This window comes from Clostridium tyrobutyricum DSM 2637 = ATCC 25755 = JCM 11008, assembly GCF_000359585.1.
Lineage (GTDB): Bacteria > Bacillota > Clostridia > Clostridiales > Clostridiaceae > Clostridium_B > Clostridium_B tyrobutyricum.
Map to the genome: position 1 here is coordinate 51,917 of NZ_APMH01000019.1, position 18,994 is coordinate 70,910.

The 18,994-nt window shown below is 30.9% G+C and carries 15 protein-coding genes and 1 riboswitch; of the genes, 5 read left to right on the plus strand and 10 right to left on the minus strand.

Going from position 1 to position 18,994, the window contains the following annotated elements; translation table 11 throughout:
- The 3 genes from J418_RS0109215 to J418_RS0109225 all read right to left on the minus strand — a co-directional run bounded on the left by J418_RS0109215 (nt 1) and on the right by J418_RS0109225 (nt 6,189).
- Nucleotides 1–2,274, minus strand: coding sequence for a pyridine nucleotide-disulfide oxidoreductase/dicluster-binding protein (locus tag J418_RS0109215; RefSeq protein ID WP_017895426.1), 2,274 nt, complete (start codon nt 2,272–2,274; stop codon nt 1–3).
- A gap of 135 nt (nt 2,275–2,409) precedes the next feature.
- Nucleotides 2,410–5,133, minus strand: a complete 2,724-nt coding sequence (locus J418_RS0109220; protein WP_017895427.1) for a molybdopterin-dependent aldehyde oxidoreductase — start codon at nt 5,131–5,133, stop codon at nt 2,410–2,412.
- Nucleotides 5,134–5,160: 27 nt separating this feature from the next.
- Nucleotides 5,161–6,189: a molybdopterin-binding protein gene (locus tag J418_RS0109225; RefSeq protein WP_017895428.1), complete on the minus strand. Its 1,029-nt coding sequence runs from the start codon at nt 6,187–6,189 to the stop codon at nt 5,161–5,163.
- A gap of 306 nt (nt 6,190–6,495) precedes the next feature.
- Here J418_RS0109225 and J418_RS0109230 point away from each other — a divergent pair, with 306 nt between their 5' ends.
- On the plus strand, nt 6,496–8,418 hold the full coding sequence (locus J418_RS0109230) for an ABC-F family ATP-binding cassette domain-containing protein (RefSeq protein WP_017895429.1): 1,923 nt from the start codon (nt 6,496–6,498) through the stop codon (nt 8,416–8,418).
- A gap of 68 nt (nt 8,419–8,486) precedes the next feature.
- On the opposite strand, the gene J418_RS0109235 is transcribed toward J418_RS0109230, so the two are convergent.
- Nucleotides 8,487–9,887 (minus strand): aminopeptidase, encoded by a 1,401-nt coding sequence (locus J418_RS0109235; RefSeq protein WP_017895430.1) that lies wholly within the window; start codon nt 9,885–9,887, stop codon nt 8,487–8,489.
- Between the two features lie 164 nt (nt 9,888–10,051).
- Nucleotides 10,052–10,150: riboswitch (SAM riboswitch) on the plus strand.
- A 173-nt stretch (nt 10,151–10,323) separates the two neighbouring features.
- On the opposite strand from J418_RS0109235, the gene J418_RS0109240 reads away from it, so the two are divergent.
- The 3 genes from J418_RS0109240 to J418_RS0109250 are packed head-to-tail and all read left to right on the plus strand — an operon-like array spanning nt 10,324 to nt 12,597.
- Complete coding sequence (locus J418_RS0109240) at nt 10,324–11,136, plus strand: MetQ/NlpA family ABC transporter substrate-binding protein (protein ID WP_017750550.1); 813 nt, start codon at nt 10,324–10,326, stop codon at nt 11,134–11,136.
- Between the two features lie 19 nt (nt 11,137–11,155).
- On the plus strand, nt 11,156–11,932 hold the full coding sequence (locus J418_RS0109245) for a methionine ABC transporter ATP-binding protein (protein ID WP_017895431.1): 777 nt from the start codon (nt 11,156–11,158) through the stop codon (nt 11,930–11,932).
- On the plus strand, nt 11,929–12,597 hold the full coding sequence (locus J418_RS0109250; RefSeq protein WP_017750552.1) for a methionine ABC transporter permease: 669 nt from the start codon (nt 11,929–11,931) through the stop codon (nt 12,595–12,597). Before J418_RS0109245 ends, J418_RS0109250 begins: the two co-directional genes overlap by 4 nt.
- A 49-nt stretch (nt 12,598–12,646) precedes the next feature.
- Here J418_RS0109250 and J418_RS0109255 read toward each other — a convergent pair whose 3' ends face one another.
- The 4 genes from J418_RS0109255 to J418_RS0109270 form a co-directional block, all read right to left on the minus strand.
- Nucleotides 12,647–13,585 (minus strand): magnesium transporter CorA family protein, encoded by a 939-nt coding sequence (locus J418_RS0109255; RefSeq protein WP_017750553.1) that lies wholly within the window; start codon nt 13,583–13,585, stop codon nt 12,647–12,649.
- A gap of 74 nt (nt 13,586–13,659) precedes the next feature.
- Nucleotides 13,660–14,208 (minus strand): 5-formyltetrahydrofolate cyclo-ligase, encoded by a 549-nt coding sequence (locus J418_RS0109260; RefSeq protein ID WP_017750554.1) that lies wholly within the window; start codon nt 14,206–14,208, stop codon nt 13,660–13,662.
- Complete coding sequence (hprK, locus tag J418_RS0109265; protein WP_017750555.1) at nt 14,198–15,133, minus strand: HPr(Ser) kinase/phosphatase; 936 nt, start codon at nt 15,131–15,133, stop codon at nt 14,198–14,200. The genes J418_RS0109260 and hprK overlap by 11 nt, the downstream gene beginning before the upstream one ends.
- Before the next feature lie 11 nt (nt 15,134–15,144).
- Nucleotides 15,145–15,333 carry a DUF896 domain-containing protein gene (locus J418_RS0109270; protein ID WP_017750556.1) on the minus strand — a complete coding sequence of 63 codons (189 nt, stop codon included), beginning with the start codon at nt 15,331–15,333 and terminating at the stop codon, nt 15,145–15,147.
- 366 nt (nt 15,334–15,699) lie between these two features.
- Between J418_RS0109270 and J418_RS16115 the strand changes: the two genes are divergently transcribed.
- On the plus strand, nt 15,700–15,867 hold the full coding sequence (locus J418_RS16115; RefSeq protein ID WP_017750557.1) for an aspartyl-phosphate phosphatase Spo0E family protein: 168 nt from the start codon (nt 15,700–15,702) through the stop codon (nt 15,865–15,867).
- Nucleotides 15,868–16,013: 146 nt separating this feature from the next.
- Here J418_RS16115 and helD read toward each other — a convergent pair whose 3' ends face one another.
- Both helD and J418_RS0109285 read right to left on the minus strand, forming a co-directional pair.
- On the minus strand, nt 16,014–18,314 hold the full coding sequence (helD, locus tag J418_RS0109280; protein WP_017750558.1) for an RNA polymerase recycling motor HelD: 2,301 nt from the start codon (nt 18,312–18,314) through the stop codon (nt 16,014–16,016).
- A 151-nt stretch (nt 18,315–18,465) separates the two neighbouring features.
- The gene (locus tag J418_RS0109285; protein WP_017750559.1) at nt 18,466–18,960 is read right to left on the minus strand and encodes a hypothetical protein; all 495 of its coding nucleotides are present in this window, start codon (nt 18,958–18,960) and stop codon (nt 18,466–18,468) included.
- Between the last annotated feature and the right edge of the window lie 34 nt (nt 18,961–18,994).

The window sequence follows — 18,994 nt, forward strand, 5'->3', positions numbered from 1 at the left end:
TTATTCCTCCACTATTTCCATTCTATGAGTATAAACACTATGAACAACTAACCCTTCATCCTTTTTCTCGTATTCTACCCAATGGGTCACGTTTCCAATTCTAAGCCTGGCCAAATAATGTGAATTTTTAGTATTAATAAACTTTTCATTATTTTTTTCCGCATTATAGATAACTTTTTCAACATCTTCAAGAAGAATAAACCTATCATTCATACTCTCTTTTACATCATTAGATATTATCAAATTTAAATTATAGATTACATTTGGAGTATCAACTTCTTCATTCCATATATTTTTTAACAAATTAATTTTTAAAAGGATTCTGTTTTTATGTCTTTCTGAAAGAGTGGGTGCCTTTTTAAGAGAAACTTTCTCAATATTATCACTATATATCAAATCCAAAATATGATATGTTTTCTTGCCTTTAGATACAAATAAATCCTTGCACATAGCACAATAAACTAGATAATCTTCACTGCTTTCCTGAATCCTGTCATTTACAAATTCATCCGACTGCTCTCTATTAGCAAAATATACAAGGCCCCCATATCCGCAGCACTTTGTCTTCTCTCTTGAATATTTCAATTCTTCTACAGTATATCCTAAATCTGATACTATATGTCTTATACTATTATGAATTCTATTGTTATGCCTTGTAGTACATGCATCATGTATATTAAGTACATGCTTTTTAGAAATTTTGTTTTTAATAGGAATTCCACGTTTATCCATAACCTCCCATAAGGAAATATATTTTATTTCAGGCATGTATTTTTCAAAAACACTACAACAACTAGAACAAGCTAATATAAAAATAGGTTTTTTCATAGCTTTCCACTTATCTCTAATGTTTTCTACATTGAGCTTCATCAAGTCCTGTCTTCCTGACCAATCTGCAGGTGCTCCACAACATCCTAAGAAAATCCCTACTCCTCTTTTAATATTTGATATAAGATATTTATAAGTCTTTTCAATATACTCAGGCTGTGATGCTGAAAGCTGACAACCTGGATAAAATACATATTTTACTTCATTATATCCCGGCTGATTTTTTACCATATGAAAGTATTTGCTATTGCTGAATTCCATATCTTTCAAAGCAAAATCATGGGCAGATATTGGCATTCTACCTCTCTCTACCATACTTTGTCTTGTTTCCTGTATTATTTCTTTCATATCTATACAGGATGGACAGACCTCCTTGCACAGTCCACATAATGTACATGAATTTATTATTTTATTAGCATAATGGTTTCCAAGAACTATAGTCTCATTATGATTTATCTCCCGTATGTATTTCTTGGGAACCCTGTTATATTTCTTTAGATGGCTGCAAATTTTTACACAATTCAGGCATTGACATTTAAGGCATCTTTTCGCTTCTTCCACAGCTTCTTCTCTTGTATACTTATCTCCTTTTCTTTCTACCTTTCCTTGAAATTCAATAGTATCTGTGTTGATTACCAAAGGTGTCATATAAGTTCCTTCTTTTTCTCTGGCAACTGTAATGGAGATTTTTTGTATATACCTATCCATTGAAATTGCAGAGCTCATTGCTGAACTTACAGAATATATTACGGAATCATTTTGATTAAAAAGTCTTCCTCCTACAAATACAGAGGATTTGCCAATTTGATGTGTTTCATGATTTATTTCTAAATTTTCATCCCATATTCCAGTTCCAAGGTAAACTGCATCAAATTGTTCTGATATATTCCTCAATTGAACTTTATCAACTTTTGTATTATAATTAATCTCAATATTTCTATTTTTAAATTCATTTAATCCTATTTTTATAGATTCCCCAGTAAGGTCTTTACCTTGGTGAGTCCATATTCTTCCACCTATTTTTTCAGTACATTCATATATTGTTACATTATATCCTTTATTATCAAGACTGTTTGCGGCTACTATGCCACTTAACCCACCACCTACTATTGCAACTCTCTTGTCATTTTTAGGTATTGAGAAACCTTTTCTTTTAGAAACAAATCCTAAATCTACAGTAAGCTTTTCTAAATCTCCTATACTTATGCTTCCACCTATATTTTCTCTTACACATACTTCTTCACATGGATGATCACATATTTTCCCTATTAATCTTGGAAAGGGAATCTTCTTGCTCATAACTTTATATGCTTTTTTAAAATCACCATTTTCTATTTCTTCCATAAAAGATCTTAAATCAACATGAACAGGACAAAAAGCTGTACAGGCAGATGGTTCATCAGTAATACACATATCACTCATTTTTAATAATTTATTTGAATCCATGTATTTCCTCCATTTCTTTTGATAAATGGAAACCAAAATTTTTATTTAATAGATTACGGTATTTGAAATAATAGTATTTAATCTCTCCAAGATTAAATACTATTATAGGATTAAATGCTTTATTTAATATAGCATCTAAAGTTTCTTGAGTGCAGCTAAAATTTTATCAGGTTTTGCCGGCAACTTAGTTATACGTACTCCACAGGCATCATAAATTGCATTTACTATTGCTGCATGTGGTGCTGAAAGCGGCATCTCACCTGCTCCTGAAGCACCAAATGGTCCATATGGTCTAGGTGTCTCCAAATATTCTATATTTATATCATCAGGCACATCTCTTACTTGAGGTATTCCACAAGCTGTAAGTGTAGTATGTTTTTTAATGTCTTCAAAATCCTCACTCAAAGCCAATCCAATACCCTGAGCTAAACCTCCATACATTTGCCCGTCAACTATAAGTCTATTTATTATAGTTCCAACATCAGACAACATACTTAAACCTGTTACTCTTGCCTTTCCTGTTTTAATATTTACCTCTACCTCTGCTAAAAGTGCTCCATACATATAGCAAGGGAAGGGATTTCCCTGACCGGTATGCACGTCGGCTGCTGTACAAGGTGCTGTCCATTTACCGCTATATTTAACAGGTAAATTCTCAGCTATCATTTCATCATAAGTTCTGTAAGTTCCATCCGGATTTTTAAGTGCCGTTACTAGATTTTCACAAGCAACTCTTGTAGCATTTCCTGTTAAAACATTTGAACGACTTCCACCTGCCGGACCACTATCTGGAGTTTTCTGCATATCATTCATAACCAATTTTATCTGTTCCGGTTTTATGCCCAACTGTTTTAAAACTTCATAACTTATAGTAAGTGTTCCCATATCTGCTCCCTGTCCATGATCTTCCCATGAATTGCCTACAGATACACCTGTTGGTGTTATTTCAGCCCAGGCTTCAGACGTATCTGCTCCATCAAGTCCTGAACTATACAGAAGTAGTGCTATACCTGAACCATATTTCTTGTCTTTGCTAATTTTATTTTTTTCTGCTGCTGCCTTTTTAGATTTTTTATACTGAGGTCTCAATTTGTCCAACATATCCGGAAGACAAATTACATCCGGCTCACAACCTGTCGGAGTAGTAGAACCTTTCCTATAAACATTTTTATATCTCAATTCCAGTGGATCTAATCCCATCTTATCTGCCAATTCATCAATCAATACTTCTGATGAAAACAAACTCTGTGGTGAACCATATCCTCTAAAAGCTGAACCCCAGGCATGATTTGTACAAACTTCCCTACCTTCTCCTCTTATGTTTGGTATATCATAACCTGCACCTATAAATTGTGCACCTCTTGTGGTAAGCATATCACCAAATTCACAATATGGTCCGTGATCAACTGACCAGTCTGACTCTAATGCCAGTAATTTTCCATCTTTATCTGCACCCATTTTAACATGCATAAAAAATGGAGATCTCTTTCCAGTATAAGTTATCTGCTGATACATATTAAATCCTAAATATACCGGTCGTTTTGTTATTAATGCAGCAACACCTAAAAGAGCTTCAATAGTTGGACTGAATTTATATCCAAAAGTACCTCCTGTTGGATTCTGTACTATCTTCAATTTTTCAAGTGGAATTCCTATTCCTTCTGCTACCATGGCAGCATGTACATGTATTCCAACACTTTTTGAATGAATAACTAGTTCTTCCGACTCATTTATATATGCAAAACCAACGTCTGGTTCAAGTGGAAGATGTGGCTGTCTACCTACATAAAAATCATCCTCAACTACATAATCCGCCTTTTCCATTATCGAGCTGGTATCTTCTCCTTTAACTACTTCAGTTTCAAAAAATACATTTGGAGTTCCAGGATGAATCTCGATAGCATCTTCAGCCATTGCAGCTGGTGCGCTCATATAAGCTGGAAGTTCTTGAATTTCTACCTTAACCTTGTCTATTGCCTGCTCTGCTTGATATTCCGTATCTGCAAGTATCATAGCTATAGCATCACCAAATTGGAATATCTTTTTATCATTCAATATAGGTCTTTCCTTTCCATCGCCCTTGTTATTAGGAAATGCCAGTCCATTTATTCTATTAGTTCCTGGAACATCCATGTATGTTATAACTTTATATACTCCCGGCATTTTTTCAGCTTCTGATGTATCTATTGATAAAATATTGGCATGAGGAACTTTAGCTTGTACCAACTTAATATGAAGTGTATTTTCAGGAAGTTCCAATCCCAAATCCGCACCAAATCTCCAATTTCCAGTTACTTTTGCAACAGCAGAAGGACGTATAGCTTTTGTTCCTATAAGGCTATCACCTTCTTTTAGTTTAAACCATAAATCCTCCTTTTTTACCTCACCTCTCATAAGCCTTGCAGCATCCATTACTGCATCAACCAAAGGTATATATCCTGTGCATCTGCATATATTCCTATGCTTTTGGAACCAATCTCTTACATCCTGTCTAGTAGGATTTATATTTTCATCAAGTAATGCCTTGGCAGATACTATAAATCCAGGAGTACAAAAACCACATTGTGCAGCTCCATGAATCATCCATGATAATTGAAGAGGATGTAAGTCATTTGCAGTTCCCAATCCCTCAATAGTAGTAATTTCAGCCTCTTCCTCCACTCTTTTCATTCTTGTAATGCAAGCTCTTACCACCTTTCCATTCATTATTACAGAACAAGCTCCACATTCACCTTTACCACATCCCACTTTAGTGCCTAAAAGATGAAGTTGTTCTCTAAGAACTGTTGACAACATTGTTTCAGGTGTTGTTATGACAATTTTTGGAATGCCATTAATTATTAAAGTCGTATTATACATTATAAATTCCTCCTTAAAAAATATTTATTATATAGCACATTTTCCAAATCCACAGTTGGGAAATGAACACTTTTCACATTCAATACACAAACCTCCATGACCAAGCTTTATTATATCTTTCCTGATAACTTTTTCACCTGCTGCAAGTCTTGGTACAATCAGGTCAAAAATTGTTCTTTTATTATACATTACACATCCTGGCAACCCTAAAACTGGTACTTCATTTATATAGGAAAGTAAAAACATTGAACCTGGAAGTATAGGTGCACCATAGGATATAATCTGTGCCCCTGATTTCCTTATTCCTGTAGGTGTTACATCATCTGGATCTACAGACATTCCACCAGTAACCGTAATCATATCTGCTCCTTCTTCTATAAGTTGTGTTATGGATTTTGCAATCATTTCTGCATCATCCCTTGCATATAACTGCTTTATTATATTACAGTCAAGTTCTTTAAATTTCTGCTGTATGACAGGTCCAAACTTATCCTTTATCCGCTTATAAAACACTTCATTTCCTGTAGTAACTATACCTATATTTAATTTTTTTAGAGGTTTGACATCTACAATAGGATAATTTGTTTTACATATATCCTCTATATGCTTTATCTTACTTTCCTTAGTAGTTAGCGGTATTATTCTAGTACCTGCAACTTTGGCCTCTCCCTGTATAAACTGATTTGTATGAAGTGTAGCAAATGAAATTTCCTCAACATCATTTATTTCCATCAATGCTTCATAATTTATTTTTAATAATCCACTATGTCTAGAAATAAGAGTTATTTTGCCCTCTGAAGGTCCAAAAAGTTCTATACCTTGCCCTGCTGCTGCTTTAGCCATTCTAATGGCTGCTTCATTTTCATGTATATATCCTTCTTTTATTTCCATGATATATATATGTTCTTTGCCCATATTAAGTAGTATAGGTATATCTTCCTTCTTTATAACATGGCCTTTTTTAAAAGCAGTACCTTTATATTTTCCAGGAATTATTTGAGTCATATCATGACCCAATACCATTCCCTCGGCTTCTTTTACGGGTAAAAGCTTCATTTTTGTCATCCTCTCTACATTTATAATTTTTCATGTGTTATATATTTATATAGCAATATACATGCCAAAATCTAAAGTGTGCATTTTAAATGATTTCGTTTACACCTATTGCATTTTTGTTCATTTTTCGAACAAAATCAGTGAAATTGTCTGTGTATTTTTTGAACAGTGATTTATTATGATACAATATAATATACTATATCTTTTGTAAAGATTTCTAAACAGGCTAATTAATATATCACATTTATTTTTTACCCATGTTATAATAGATTAGACTTTACTTGTCAAAGAATAGGATGTGTATAAATGAATTTACTAACTGTAGAAAATATAAGTAAAAGTTACAGTGAAAAAATACTGTTTGATAATATATCTCTGGGGATAAATGATGGTGATAAAATAGGAATAATCGGTGTAAATGGTACGGGTAAATCAACATTTTTAAAAGTAATTGCAGGTATTGAAGTGCCAGACACTGGTGATATTGTTAAATCCAATAAATCTATAATAGGATATCTTCCTCAAAATTCCGATTTCAATAATAGCAGGCAATCAACAGTAATTGAACAAATTTTCAAAAGCGGTTCTCCTGTCATGGAGCTTTTAAGAGAATATGAAACTACTATTAAGTTGATTAAAGAAAGGCCTGATGATGTAAAACTACAAAATAAACTTTTTGCTCTCAATACAAAAATAGAATCCGAAAATGCGTGGGAACTGGAAAGTCAAGCTAAAACTATACTGACCAAGCTGGGAATTACTGATTTTAATGCAAAAATATCTACACTATCAGGTGGACAGAAAAAAAGAGTATCCCTTGCATCTTGTCTTATAACCCCAGCAAATATTTTAATACTTGATGAACCTACTAATCATCTTGATGATGAAACTATAGAATGGTTGGAGGAATTTTTAAATAAACGCAGTGGTGCACTCATTATGGTAACCCATGATAGATTTTTTTTAGATAAGATTACTAATAAAATGCTGGAACTTGATTGTGGAAAACTGTACAGCTACTTGGGAAATTACAGTACTTTCCTTGAAAAAAAAGCTGAGAGACTTGAAATGGAAACTAACAATGAGAGAAAAAGAGAAAGCCTTATAAAGAAAGAACTTGCGTGGATAAGACGTGGTGCAAAAGCAAGAAGTACAAAACAGAAGGCACGAATACAGAGATTTGAAGATCTGACCAATCAAAAATCAGCCATAAACAATTCAAAATTTGACATTGACATTCAAAGTTCAAGATTGGGAAAGAAAGTAATCAATATCGATAATATAAGTAAAAGTTTTGGAGAAAAAACATTGATCAAAAATTTTTCTTATAATATATTAAATAATGATAGAATAGGAATAATAGGATCTAATGGAAGTGGAAAATCTACATTAATGAATATTTTAAATGGAGATATACTACCTGATAGTGGAAATATAGATATAGGGCAAACAGTTAAAGTAGGATACTATTCTCAAGGGATCTCAAATATGGATATGAAACAAAGAGTAATCGAATATATAAGAGGTACATCGGAATATGCTAAAACTTCTGAAGGTGAAAAAATAAATTCATCGAATATACTTGAAAAATTTTTATTTGAGCCTTCAGTGCAATGGACTCCTTTAGGAAAACTTTCAGGTGGTGAAAGAAGAAGACTTTATCTTTTAAAAGTACTTATGGAATATCCTAATGTACTTTTACTTGATGAACCTACAAATGATCTTGATATAGAGACACTTACAATTCTTGAAGATTACCTTGAAAATTTTAATGGTGCTGTCATTGCAGTATCCCACGATAGATATTTTCTTGACAAAATAGTCAACAAAATATTTGCATTTGAAGGTAAAGGTGAAATAAACCAATATACAAGTAATTACTCATATTTTAGAAAAATGCAAAAAGAAAAACAGATACATTTAGAAAAAGATACTGCTAAAAATAACACTGAAAAAAAGAATTATAAACAACAGAGTAGGAAGACTTTAAAATTTTCATATAAAGAACAACTTGAATTCAACAAAATAGATGAAGTAATTGAATCTTTGGAAAAAAGTATATGTGAAAAAGAATCTGAGATAAAAAATGCCGGATCCAACTATATGCTTCTTGAAGATCTTTTGAAAGAAAAATCTGTTTTAGAAAAAACACTAGACGAAAAAATGGATCGATGGGCCTATTTAAATGAGTTGAATGAAAAGATTCAGGAAAGTAAGAAACATGTATAAGGAATATGAGGATATATTTGTTTTTACACAAATCTATCCTCATTCCCTCTCTATATTACAACTAATTACTATATCTCATTTAAAAATGCCTTATATCCTTTTACGGCTTCATAAATATCAGCTTTACTGGCAACTTCCCATGGTGCATGCATATTATGGAGCGCTATACCACAATCTATTACTTGCATATTATACTCTGCAAGTATATATGCTATAGTTCCACCGCCGCCCTGATCCACTTTACCGAGTTCAGATGTCTGCCATGATACATTGTTATCATCCATTACTTTCCTTATCTCAGCAATGAATTCTGGATTTGCATCATTACATCCTGACTTTCCTCTAGCTCCTGTGTACTTGTTAAATACTACTCCTTTTCCAAAATAAGCTGCATTGTTTTTCTCCATTACAGATGGATAATTAGGATCAAATGCAGCGCTTACATCCGATGAAAGCATCTTGGAATTGGTCAATGCACGCCTCAATTTCAAGTCACTATAGTCTCCAATAAGATCTATTAATTCTGCAACTGTATTTTCAAAGAATCTGGATTGCATTCCAGTAGCTCCTACGCTTCCTATTTCTTCCTTATCCACTAAAAGTGTAACACAGGTTTTATCAGGATTTTTTATTTTCATCATGGCATCAAAGGATGTATAGGCACATATCTTGTCATCATGCCCATAAGCCATTACCATACTCTTGTCAATTCCATAATCTCTTGCCTTGCCAGCTGGAACCACTTCAATTTCTGCGGATACAAAATCTTCTTCTTCAATACTATATTTTTTATTGAGTATCTTAAGTATATTTTGTTTTACTCTATTCTTTACATCTTTATCTTTCACAGGGATACTTCCTACCAATATGTTTAAATCTTCTCCCTCTATAACCTTAGCTGCCTTTTTAGCCATCTGGTCGGCAGAAAGGTGTATTAGCAAATCAGATATACCTACTACGGGGTCATCTTCATCTTCTCCAATTACTATATCTACTTTAGTACCATCTTTTTTTATTACTATACCGTGAATTGCAAGTGGTAATGTAACCCATTGATATTTTTTTATTCCACCATAATAGTGAGTATCAAAGAGGGCAAGATCCGTATCTTCATAAAGTGGATTTTGTTTTAAATCAAGCCTAGGTGAATCTATATGGGCACCTAATATCCTCATACCTTCTTGTATATCTTTTGACCCTATTACAAAAAGAGCCAAAGTCTTATCCTTGTTGTTGGCATATACCTTGTCTCCAGGATTCAGTTTGGTGTTGCTTTTTATAAGTTCTTCTATATTTTTATATCCCTTAACTTCCGCTCTTTTTATAAATTCTCGAGTACATTCCCTTTCAGTTTTACATTTTGACATAAAAGCCTTATACTCATCTGATATTTTAAAAAGTGCTTTAAAGTCATCCTTTGAATATTTATCCCAAGCATAGTCATATTTCTTCTGTAAGTCTTTTGCCATTTGTCACATCTCCTAACTATAAATATCCTCTGCTTTAATTAATGATTATATTCTATCACAAAAAAACCAATATTTACAGTATTTTAAATATTGATGCAAAATATTTATATTGACAACTTAGGACAAGTTTGCTATACTTCATGATACAATCAAAAATTAAGATCTTTCTATCAAGAGAGGCTGAGGGACTGGCCCTATGACGCCCGGCAACCTAATACATTTAATGGTGCTAATTCCAGTAGGATTATCCTTGAAGATGGGAAGTAAGTAGAGTTCTTCTTACGTCTGTCTTTTATGAAGAACTTTGTTTTTATGTAAAATTTTATATTTTTTATATTTTCCAGGTTGACTAGAAAAACTAGAGACCGGGTTATAGGTGTTTTATGCCTATAATCTGGTCTCTTTTTTAATATAAATATTATGAGGGGTGTCTATTATGAAGAAAAAAATTGTTACTTTACTATTCTGTATAATTTTATTGGGAGGCATTTTTACAGGCTGTAAAAGTAAAAATACAGAGACTTCAGATTCAAAAACTTTAAAAATAGGAGCTGTCGCAACTCCACATGCAGAAATTTTAAATCATATAAAACCAACACTAAAAGCAGAAGGCATAAATTTAGATGTTATCATTTTTGATGATTCAGCGCAATTAAATCCTGCGCTTAAAGATAAACAAATTGATGCCAATTATTTTCAGCATAAACCATATTTGGATTCAGTTGCCAGTGAAAAAGGATTTGATTTCTCATCAGTTGGCAATATCCACGTTGAACCTATTGGATTTTATTCTAAAAAGATCAAATCTATAAATGACTTAAAAGATGGAGCAACTATAGCTATACCTAATGATGCTTCAAATGAATACAGGGCATTATTATTATTACAAAAACAGGGATTAATAAAAGTGAAAAATACAGTTTCTAATAAAAGTGCTACTATCAACGATATTGCTGAAAACCCAAAACATTTAAAAATTGAAGAACTGGATGCATACCAGATACCAAGATCACTTCCTGATATTGATGGTGGAATAATAAATACAAATATAGTACTTCAATCAAAGATAGATCCTAACAGTGCATTATTTAAAGAAGATAAAGATTCACCTTATGCAAACATAATTGTAGTAAGAAAAGGTGATGAAAATAGGGATGCTATAAAGAAATTAGTTAAAGCACTTCAATCAGATGATGTGAAAAAATTTATTAAAGAAAAATATAAAGGTTCAGTAGTTCCGGCATTTTAAAAATTAGGAGGTTTTTACTTTGATAACCATTAAAAATTTAAGTAAGAAATTTAACACTCCTTATGGAAGGGTTGATGTTTTAAAAGGCATCAACCTTAAAATTGAAAAAGGAGATATATTTGGAATAATCGGCTTCAGTGGAGCAGGTAAATCTACTATGATAAGATGTTTAAATCTTCTAGAAAAACCTGATGAAGGAACAATAGAAATCGGAAATAAAGAAATTACTTCTTTAAATAAAAAAGAATTAAAAGATGCAAGAAAAAAAATAGGAATGATATTTCAACAATTTAATTTGTTTGACTCAAAAACAGTATTCGAAAACATAGCTTTTCCATTAAAAGTTGCAAAATATCCTAAGGATAAGATAAAAACTAGAGTAGATGAAATATTGGATCTTGTAGAATTATCCAATAAAAGATATGCCTATCCAGCTCAATTAAGCGGTGGTCAAAAACAAAGAGTAGGCATAGCTCGAGCTCTAGCTAATAATCCTGATGTTCTCTTAAGTGATGAGGCAACTTCTGCATTGGATCCACTTACAACCTATTCGATTTTAGAACTTTTAAAAAATATAAATAAGAAGCTTAATTTAACAATATTATTAATCACCCATGAACTGGATGTAGTTAGATACTGCTGTAACAATGTGGCTGTACTCGAAAAAGGAGTAATAACTGAAAGTGGTTCTACTAAAAGCTTATTTTTAAATCCTAAAAGCAATACAGCTAAAAAGTTCATTGATATAACAAACAGCTTTCAAACTACTACATGGAAAGAAGGTGCTGGAATATGACCGATGAAATGTTAATAGTACTTGAAAAAGCACTTGGAGAGACCATATATATGTCTGTAATTACATGTATATTTACTTTTATTTTTGGAACTATCTTGGGAATACTCTTAGTAGTAACAGAAAAGGGAAATATATTAGAATCTCTTAAATTCAATAAAGTATTTGGAACCATAATAAATATTATAAGATCATTCCCTACAATGATTTTAATAGTAGTATTGCTTCCTCTATCCAGGCTAATCGTAGGTACGACCATTGGTACAAATGCTGCAATAGTTCCATTAGTTATAGGATTGTCTCCATTTTTAGGGAGAATGATTGAAAATAGCATAAAAGAAGTAGAACATGGAAAAATAGAGGCTGCTATAAGCATGGGAACAACGGAAATAGCTATAATAACTAAAGTATTGATTCCTGAAGCTCTTCCATCTCTTATAAGAAGCTATACTCTATGTACAATATCCATAATTGGGAGTACTACTTTAGCCGGGGCAATAGGTGCCGGGGGACTTGGAAGTGTCGCTCTAAGATACGGATATGAAAGATTTGAAACTAGCTATATGATATCAACTGTTGTTATATTGGTAATTTTAGTAGAACTAGTACAAATAATCGGAGATTTACTATCCAAAAGAATTATTAAAAAAAGATATAAATCTATTTAACTATATAAATAAGGATATAGTTTCCAATTAAACTAAGTATTAATAGAGGCTATATCCATTTATTCTTTTTAAACACAAATATCAAGAAAACTGCTATACATATCATAAATATAACCACATAATGGCATCCATTTTCCAAATCTATAAATGGAATTCCTTTTAAGTTCATACCATACATACTGGTAATTAAATTCAGTGGAAGAAATACACTTGTAATTACAGTAAAAACTTTCATAAGCTCGTTTGTCTTATTGGCAGTTTCAGACTCAAAAGCCTCTCTTACAAGTGCTAAATCCTGAACTAGACTTTCAAGAGACAACATAAGTTTCTCTATTTTTTTATTCAAGCCTATAAAATAAGCTATATTTTCCGTTTCTATTATCAAATTATCATTTAATGACAGACTATCTCCTATGTATCTTAAAGGATTTAAATATTTTCTAACCTTATACACCTGTCTCCTTAAAGTTATAAGGTGATATAACTGCTCTTTTTCTGCATCTTTTAAAATATTTATTTCTATCTTGTCTGCACTGGCCTCCAATTTCGATATAACATCATAATTTCTTATAATTATTCTATCCAATATATAGTACAACAACATATCTACAGCAGGCTTATCTTTTAAAACATAACAATTTTTTGAATCTCTTATATCATCTATCAAATCATTTAAAATTCCCATACTATCTCTATAAACTGTTATTATATACTTTTTACTTAGAAATACATTTAAATCTCTTGAAGTTACTATATCATTTTGCCAACTCAATACATTAAAGATAACGAAAATATATTCATTAAAAAAACTTATTTTAGAAGTTTGAGAGAAACTCTTACAATCTTCTATACTCTCATTGTCAATATTTATAAATTTATTTAAACTCTCGATTTCACTTACATCTGCCATTATCCAATATTTATTATCTTTTAAATCTTCTTCACAATCAACATTTATAAAATTATTATCTATATCAATTATTCTCATAGTAACACCACCATAGATGCATAATTAATTTTAAAAATAATTATAATATTTATTTTGTGCAGAAGTTAGGATATTTAATCAGTTATTATTTTATAAATTGACACATCATGATTTTCCCTAGGTACTTCATCCAACAATTGAAAATTATAGCAGATAGCTATCTTTTCAGAATCTTTTTTTAGTTTTTTTAAAAATCTGTCATAATATCCTCCCCCATATCCAACTCTACCTCCATGTCTATCAAAAGCAACTCCTGGAACATATGTTAAGTCTATAAAAGTTTCATCTATTTTTTTATATGTACTTATAGGTTCCAGTATATTAAAAGCTCCTGGAACCAATTCACTAAACTTTTCTATTCTCACTGCTTTCATTCCTTCATCTTTAGATATTATTTTAGGTACACAAACTATTTTTCCAGATGACAGAGCATGTTTTATTATTCCATGAGTATTAACTTCACTTCTATAACTTACAAATACAAATATACATTTAGCACGTTTATATTCTGAACTGTTTATAACTTTATCAAATATTTTATTGTTCAATGCTTCACGCTGACTATCACTTAGTGAATCCCTAATTGATAGTATGTCTTTTCTAATATCTTTCTTATTCATCATCTTCTAATATTTTCCTCTTCTTCTCAACTTGATTCATTCTTCTACTTATTATATCTACTGGAGTAACATCAGTCATAAGGCCATACCTATAATTTGCTGCAGCTGCCTCTATTATAACAGCTAAATTTCTTCCCGGTCTTATTGGAAGTGTCAATTTTCTTAGTGGCACATTTAAAATATTAATATACTGTTTATCTACTCCTAATCTATCGTAATTTTGGGATTCTTTCCACTGCTCTATATAAACTACTAAATGAATTATTTTACTCTTTAAGACTGAACTCAGTCCATAAAGAGCTGATATATCTATTATTCCCATTCCTCTAACTTCAATCATTCCTGAAGTTATATAGGGAGATTTTCCATGTAATTCTCCATCTATTTCTTTTATATCCACTGCATCATCTGCAACAAGTCTATGTCCTCTCTTTATAAGTTCAAGTGCTGTTTCACTTTTACCTATACCACTTTCACCTGTTATTAACATCCCAACACCATATACGTCTACCAATACTCCATGAAGTCTAGTCTCCGGTGCCAATTTATAGTCAAGATAATTCATAAGTTTATTTATAAATCTTGTAGATACACTCTCAGTCCTAAGTATCCATCTATCATATTCACGTGCACTTTGTAAAAGTTCTCCATGAGGTTCTAGATTTCTAGTTATTATAGTGCATGGGTTATCAAACTCAAAATATTTCTTTAACCTTTTTTGTCTTAAATCTGGCTGCATAGCATCTAAAAAACTCCACTCTGCTTTTCCTACTACTTGTACTCTTTCATTGGCATAATAATTATAAAATCCACTAAATTGAAGTCCGGGTCTGTTTATATCACTTACTTTAACTTGATTTACCCTTTTACCTTCATTTAAAATTTCCAGTTTTAAATCTTTTATCATATCTTTAACTGTTACAGTCATTTTTTCGCCCCCTAGTCCAAAGCTGTTTTATCCGATGATTTTGTTATATTATCTAGTTGGGCTCTAAAGTTTGTTTTTATATTATTTAAATATTCTTTTCTAAGTTTTTCCTGTTCCATTTTTTCTTGTCCTGTAAGTCCAACACTTTTGCTTTTAGCATATAGTGTATTTATTCTGTCTATTAATTTATCTTCTATCAAATCTCTTCCTCCTGAATATCCTCTATTTATGGTATTTATTATAGCACAATAGTATAAAGAAAGTATAAAACTACAAGTATAAAATTGAGAAGTAAATATATGATCGTATATTTATTATATGCAAAAAAGTTTTTGACAATATTTTGCGTTTACATTTTTTTCCATTGTCTTTTATATCAATATATAAAGACATGTTTTTATGTTTTTCCACATTTTTTCCACAGAATAGTCCACATCTTATCTACAGAAATTATGTTTTTTCTTGTAATAATCTGTATTTTATTGACTTATAAAATATATGTTTAATTATTTATTATCTGTTAAAATATATAGAGATAACTAAATTTAAATTATGAGGTAATTGTGATGGAGAAAAACTTAAATAACCTAAATCTAGAAATAAACCAATTAAAATCCGTTTTATATGAGCTAATGAAAACTAGTAATAATTTAACAGATAAAAAAATAGTAAAGTGCAGTATGGAATTAGATGAACTTATATTAAAATATCAGCAACAAAAAATGTCTAATTAGCAGTGTAAGTACATTTTATGACTTATTGCACTACTTTATTTCTTTTTAATCACAATAAGCATCTAAAGATCACTATATATCTTATAATAAATAAAAATTCATCAGTTTTATTCCAATAATAACATTATAAAAACTTCAAGTAAATATTATTTATCATTCATAATAAGATTCGAAATGTTCCCGGAATAAAATATAAATTCAAAATGAAGTGCTCTCGTTAAAGCTACATACAATATCTTTTTATCCAATTCATTATTTACATAATTTTCCTCATTGCAATTGTATATTACACTACAGTCAAATTCCAACCCTTTTGTCATATATGATGGTATTATTATACAATCCAATTCTAAGTTCTTATCATTTTCTTTTATTAATCTCCAATCATAATTGCTGTATTTTCTCAAATAATCCTTTATTTTTTTACACTGCTTATAATTTCTTCCTATAACTGCTATACTCTTTTTATTATTGTGTTTGACTTTAAACACTATTTCATCTAATCTTTGTGCAAAATCCCTATTGGTTTTAAATTTAAATATTTCAGGTTTTTCACCATGCCTCAAAATGGGGACGGCTGGCTTCAAATTGTTCTTCTGAAGTTTTAATACTCTATTGGCAAATTCCATTATTTCAATTGTAGACCTGTAACTCTTACTTAGTCCTACATATTTAAAATTTTCCTTAAATACATTTTCAGTCAAGCTTTCCCAGTTTGAAATGCCTTTATAATAGTATATTTCCTGACCAATATCACCAACTATAGTCATAGAATTATTATATGCCATTTCCCTAAACACAGAAAATTGAAATTCACTGTAATCCTGAGCTTCATCTATAACTATATGCTTATATTTGAATTTTTCAGATATACCTTCTATTTTAAACTTCAAATATAATAAAGATGCTAAATCATCACTATCTATTATATTTTCCTTAGCATTCTTATTGAATTCATCTCTAATAAAGTTCCAGGCATCTTTACTGACTTTTCCATCTACAAATTTTTTAAACATATAATCACTATTTAAAAAGTCACTATACTTGCTTTCAGTACTGACACCCTTCCAAGTATCAAAATACACTTCAAAAGATTTCTTTGCATCAATACATACTCTCTTTTTCTTATCGTCTCTTTCACTATATATTTCTCTAAGTTTCTTCCTTCTTTCCTCTCCATCTTCCATAGCACTTTTAATTCTCGATACTAAATAAGCATAGGAAAAATCAACTTTATCCATAATAAATTTTATCTTATCATCTATTTTTAATTTAAAATACCTTTTTATTTCATCCTTTCTCCTATTTATAGGAAAATTTATCATATCCTTTAAGTACAATCTTTTTATTTCATCTTGTTTAAACATTATGTAATTGTCTACTTTTATATCATCTATATTAGAATCCTGCTCCTCCATATACTTTATATAGCCATCCAAAAAACTCTTATACAATATACTCCCTTTTAAACTACTACTTTTAATTACGAGGGATTTATTTTCTATATCTGATTCCTCTACTAAATATGATAATTTTTTATCTTTTGTAAGTATTTTGTTCTTAATACCTAATATATTCATACTTATTTGTTCAAAAGTACTCTGTTTAACATCACTTACTCCTAAATCTGGAAGTACTTCCGATATATAATCCAGGAAAAGCTCATTAGGTGCTATTACAAGAATATTTTTCCCTTCTAATTTATCCTTATACTTATATAAAAGATATGCCAGTCTATGAAGAGCTACTGTAGTTTTTCCCGATCCAGCTGATCCTTGAACTATAAGAGATATATTTTTTTCTGTTCTTATTATATCATTTTGTTCTTTTTGTATAGTTGCAACTACATCCTTAAGTTTTGTACTTATACTTTCTTCCAAATTTATTTTTAAGAATTCATCTGTTAAAGAATTGCCTTTCTCATCAGATGATCTGAGCATAATATCGTTTATTCCATCATCAAATGCATCTTTAAGTTCACTATTTCTTATGAGGAATTTTCTTTTAAGGCTTAATTTTCCGCTTACTATTCCCATTGGTGCTCTATAAAAAGCATCTCCAAAAGTTCCACTATAGTATAAATCAGCCAATGGTGAACGCCAGTCAATTACTTTTTCATCCCCATCTCTTATATCCCCGAGGCCGAATTTCCCTATATAAAAACTTTCTTCATCTCTTTTATATTCCCTGAAATTTATTCTTCCAAAATAGGGTTGCTCAAAACTTTCCATATACTTTTCCAAGTTTTGATGAGTTATATTATATAATTTTTCTTTTGTTTCAAGTTCTTCATTATATTTTCCTTTTAGCTGTTTTCTAAGATTATCTATACCACTTTTCAGCTTTTTATCATCCATACTTATATTTTCAATTTGATTCTGTATCCAACTTTTAGTTTCTTCCAGGTGCTGAACTTCAAATACCATATCTTCATCTTTTATCGACACAACACAGACCCCCTTTTGCAATGAATATATTCAAATGTTTCTAAACATTATACAAATTTAAATTTTATATTTAAGCTGTATATATGTCAAGGCTTTAAAAATAGGGCAGTGCAAAATCTGCACTGCCCTATTAAAATTATCTATATTTTAATTAAGCTTTCCTCAAGTTCACCTTTAATGTTTTTGTCAGAGTAGATAAAAGTATAAAAGCTATAACACCATCTACAGTATGATGAGCAATAGTACCTACTCCTACTACAACAAGTACTTTATACATTGTGAATCCAAAAGGCATCACAAACAAAGCTTCAAGTACAGCATGAATAGGCGCTGTAAAAGCAATTACAGTTTTAAATCCAAATCCTTTCTTTAACAGGACAGCACCAAGAAATCCAACAAAAATATGACTACATGCCCTAGCTGCAATTACTGCCGGGCTGGTTATCAAAAATCCAAGTGCAGATCCTACCCCTACAATTACTGCTGGCACCGGTCCTAGAAACATTGATAAAAACATTGGAACATGTGCTGCAATTGTGGCAGTAAATGGTCCCAATTGAATTTTTAAAAATCCAAAGGCTGTTGGAATTACAATTGCAAGTGCTGTTAAAAGCCCTGCATAAGTAAGTTTTTTAATATTATCCATTAATTATTCCTCCTTGTATAATGTGGTTATAACA

What these genes read in the sequence shown, in the direction of transcription:
- J418_RS0109250 (WP_017750552.1), top strand. Translation starts at nt 11,929, where the DNA reads ATGACCGATGAAATGTTAATAGTACTTGAAAAAGCACTTGGAGAGACC.
- J418_RS0109235 (WP_017895430.1), bottom strand. Translation starts at nt 9,887, where the DNA reads ATGGCAAAAGACTTACAGAAGAAATATGACTATGCTTGGGATAAATAT.
- J418_RS16115 (WP_017750557.1), top strand. Translation starts at nt 15,700, where the DNA reads ATGGAGAAAAACTTAAATAACCTAAATCTAGAAATAAACCAATTAAAA.
- J418_RS0109285 (WP_017750559.1), bottom strand. Translation starts at nt 18,960, where the DNA reads ATGGATAATATTAAAAAACTTACTTATGCAGGGCTTTTAACAGCACTT.
- hprK (WP_017750555.1), bottom strand. Translation starts at nt 15,133, where the DNA reads ATGACTGTAACAGTTAAAGATATGATAAAAGATTTAAAACTGGAAATT.
- J418_RS0109240 (WP_017750550.1), top strand. Translation starts at nt 10,324, where the DNA reads ATGAAGAAAAAAATTGTTACTTTACTATTCTGTATAATTTTATTGGGA.
- J418_RS0109260 (WP_017750554.1), bottom strand. Translation starts at nt 14,208, where the DNA reads ATGATGAATAAGAAAGATATTAGAAAAGACATACTATCAATTAGGGAT.
- J418_RS0109225 (WP_017895428.1), bottom strand. Translation starts at nt 6,189, where the DNA reads ATGAAGCTTTTACCCGTAAAAGAAGCCGAGGGAATGGTATTGGGTCAT.
- J418_RS0109220 (WP_017895427.1), bottom strand. Translation starts at nt 5,133, where the DNA reads ATGTATAATACGACTTTAATAATTAATGGCATTCCAAAAATTGTCATA.
- J418_RS0109215 (WP_017895426.1), bottom strand. Translation starts at nt 2,274, where the DNA reads ATGGATTCAAATAAATTATTAAAAATGAGTGATATGTGTATTACTGAT.
- J418_RS0109255 (WP_017750553.1), bottom strand. Translation starts at nt 13,585, where the DNA reads ATGAGAATAATTGATATAGATAATAATTTTATAAATGTTGATTGTGAA.
- J418_RS0109230 (WP_017895429.1), top strand. Translation starts at nt 6,496, where the DNA reads ATGAATTTACTAACTGTAGAAAATATAAGTAAAAGTTACAGTGAAAAA.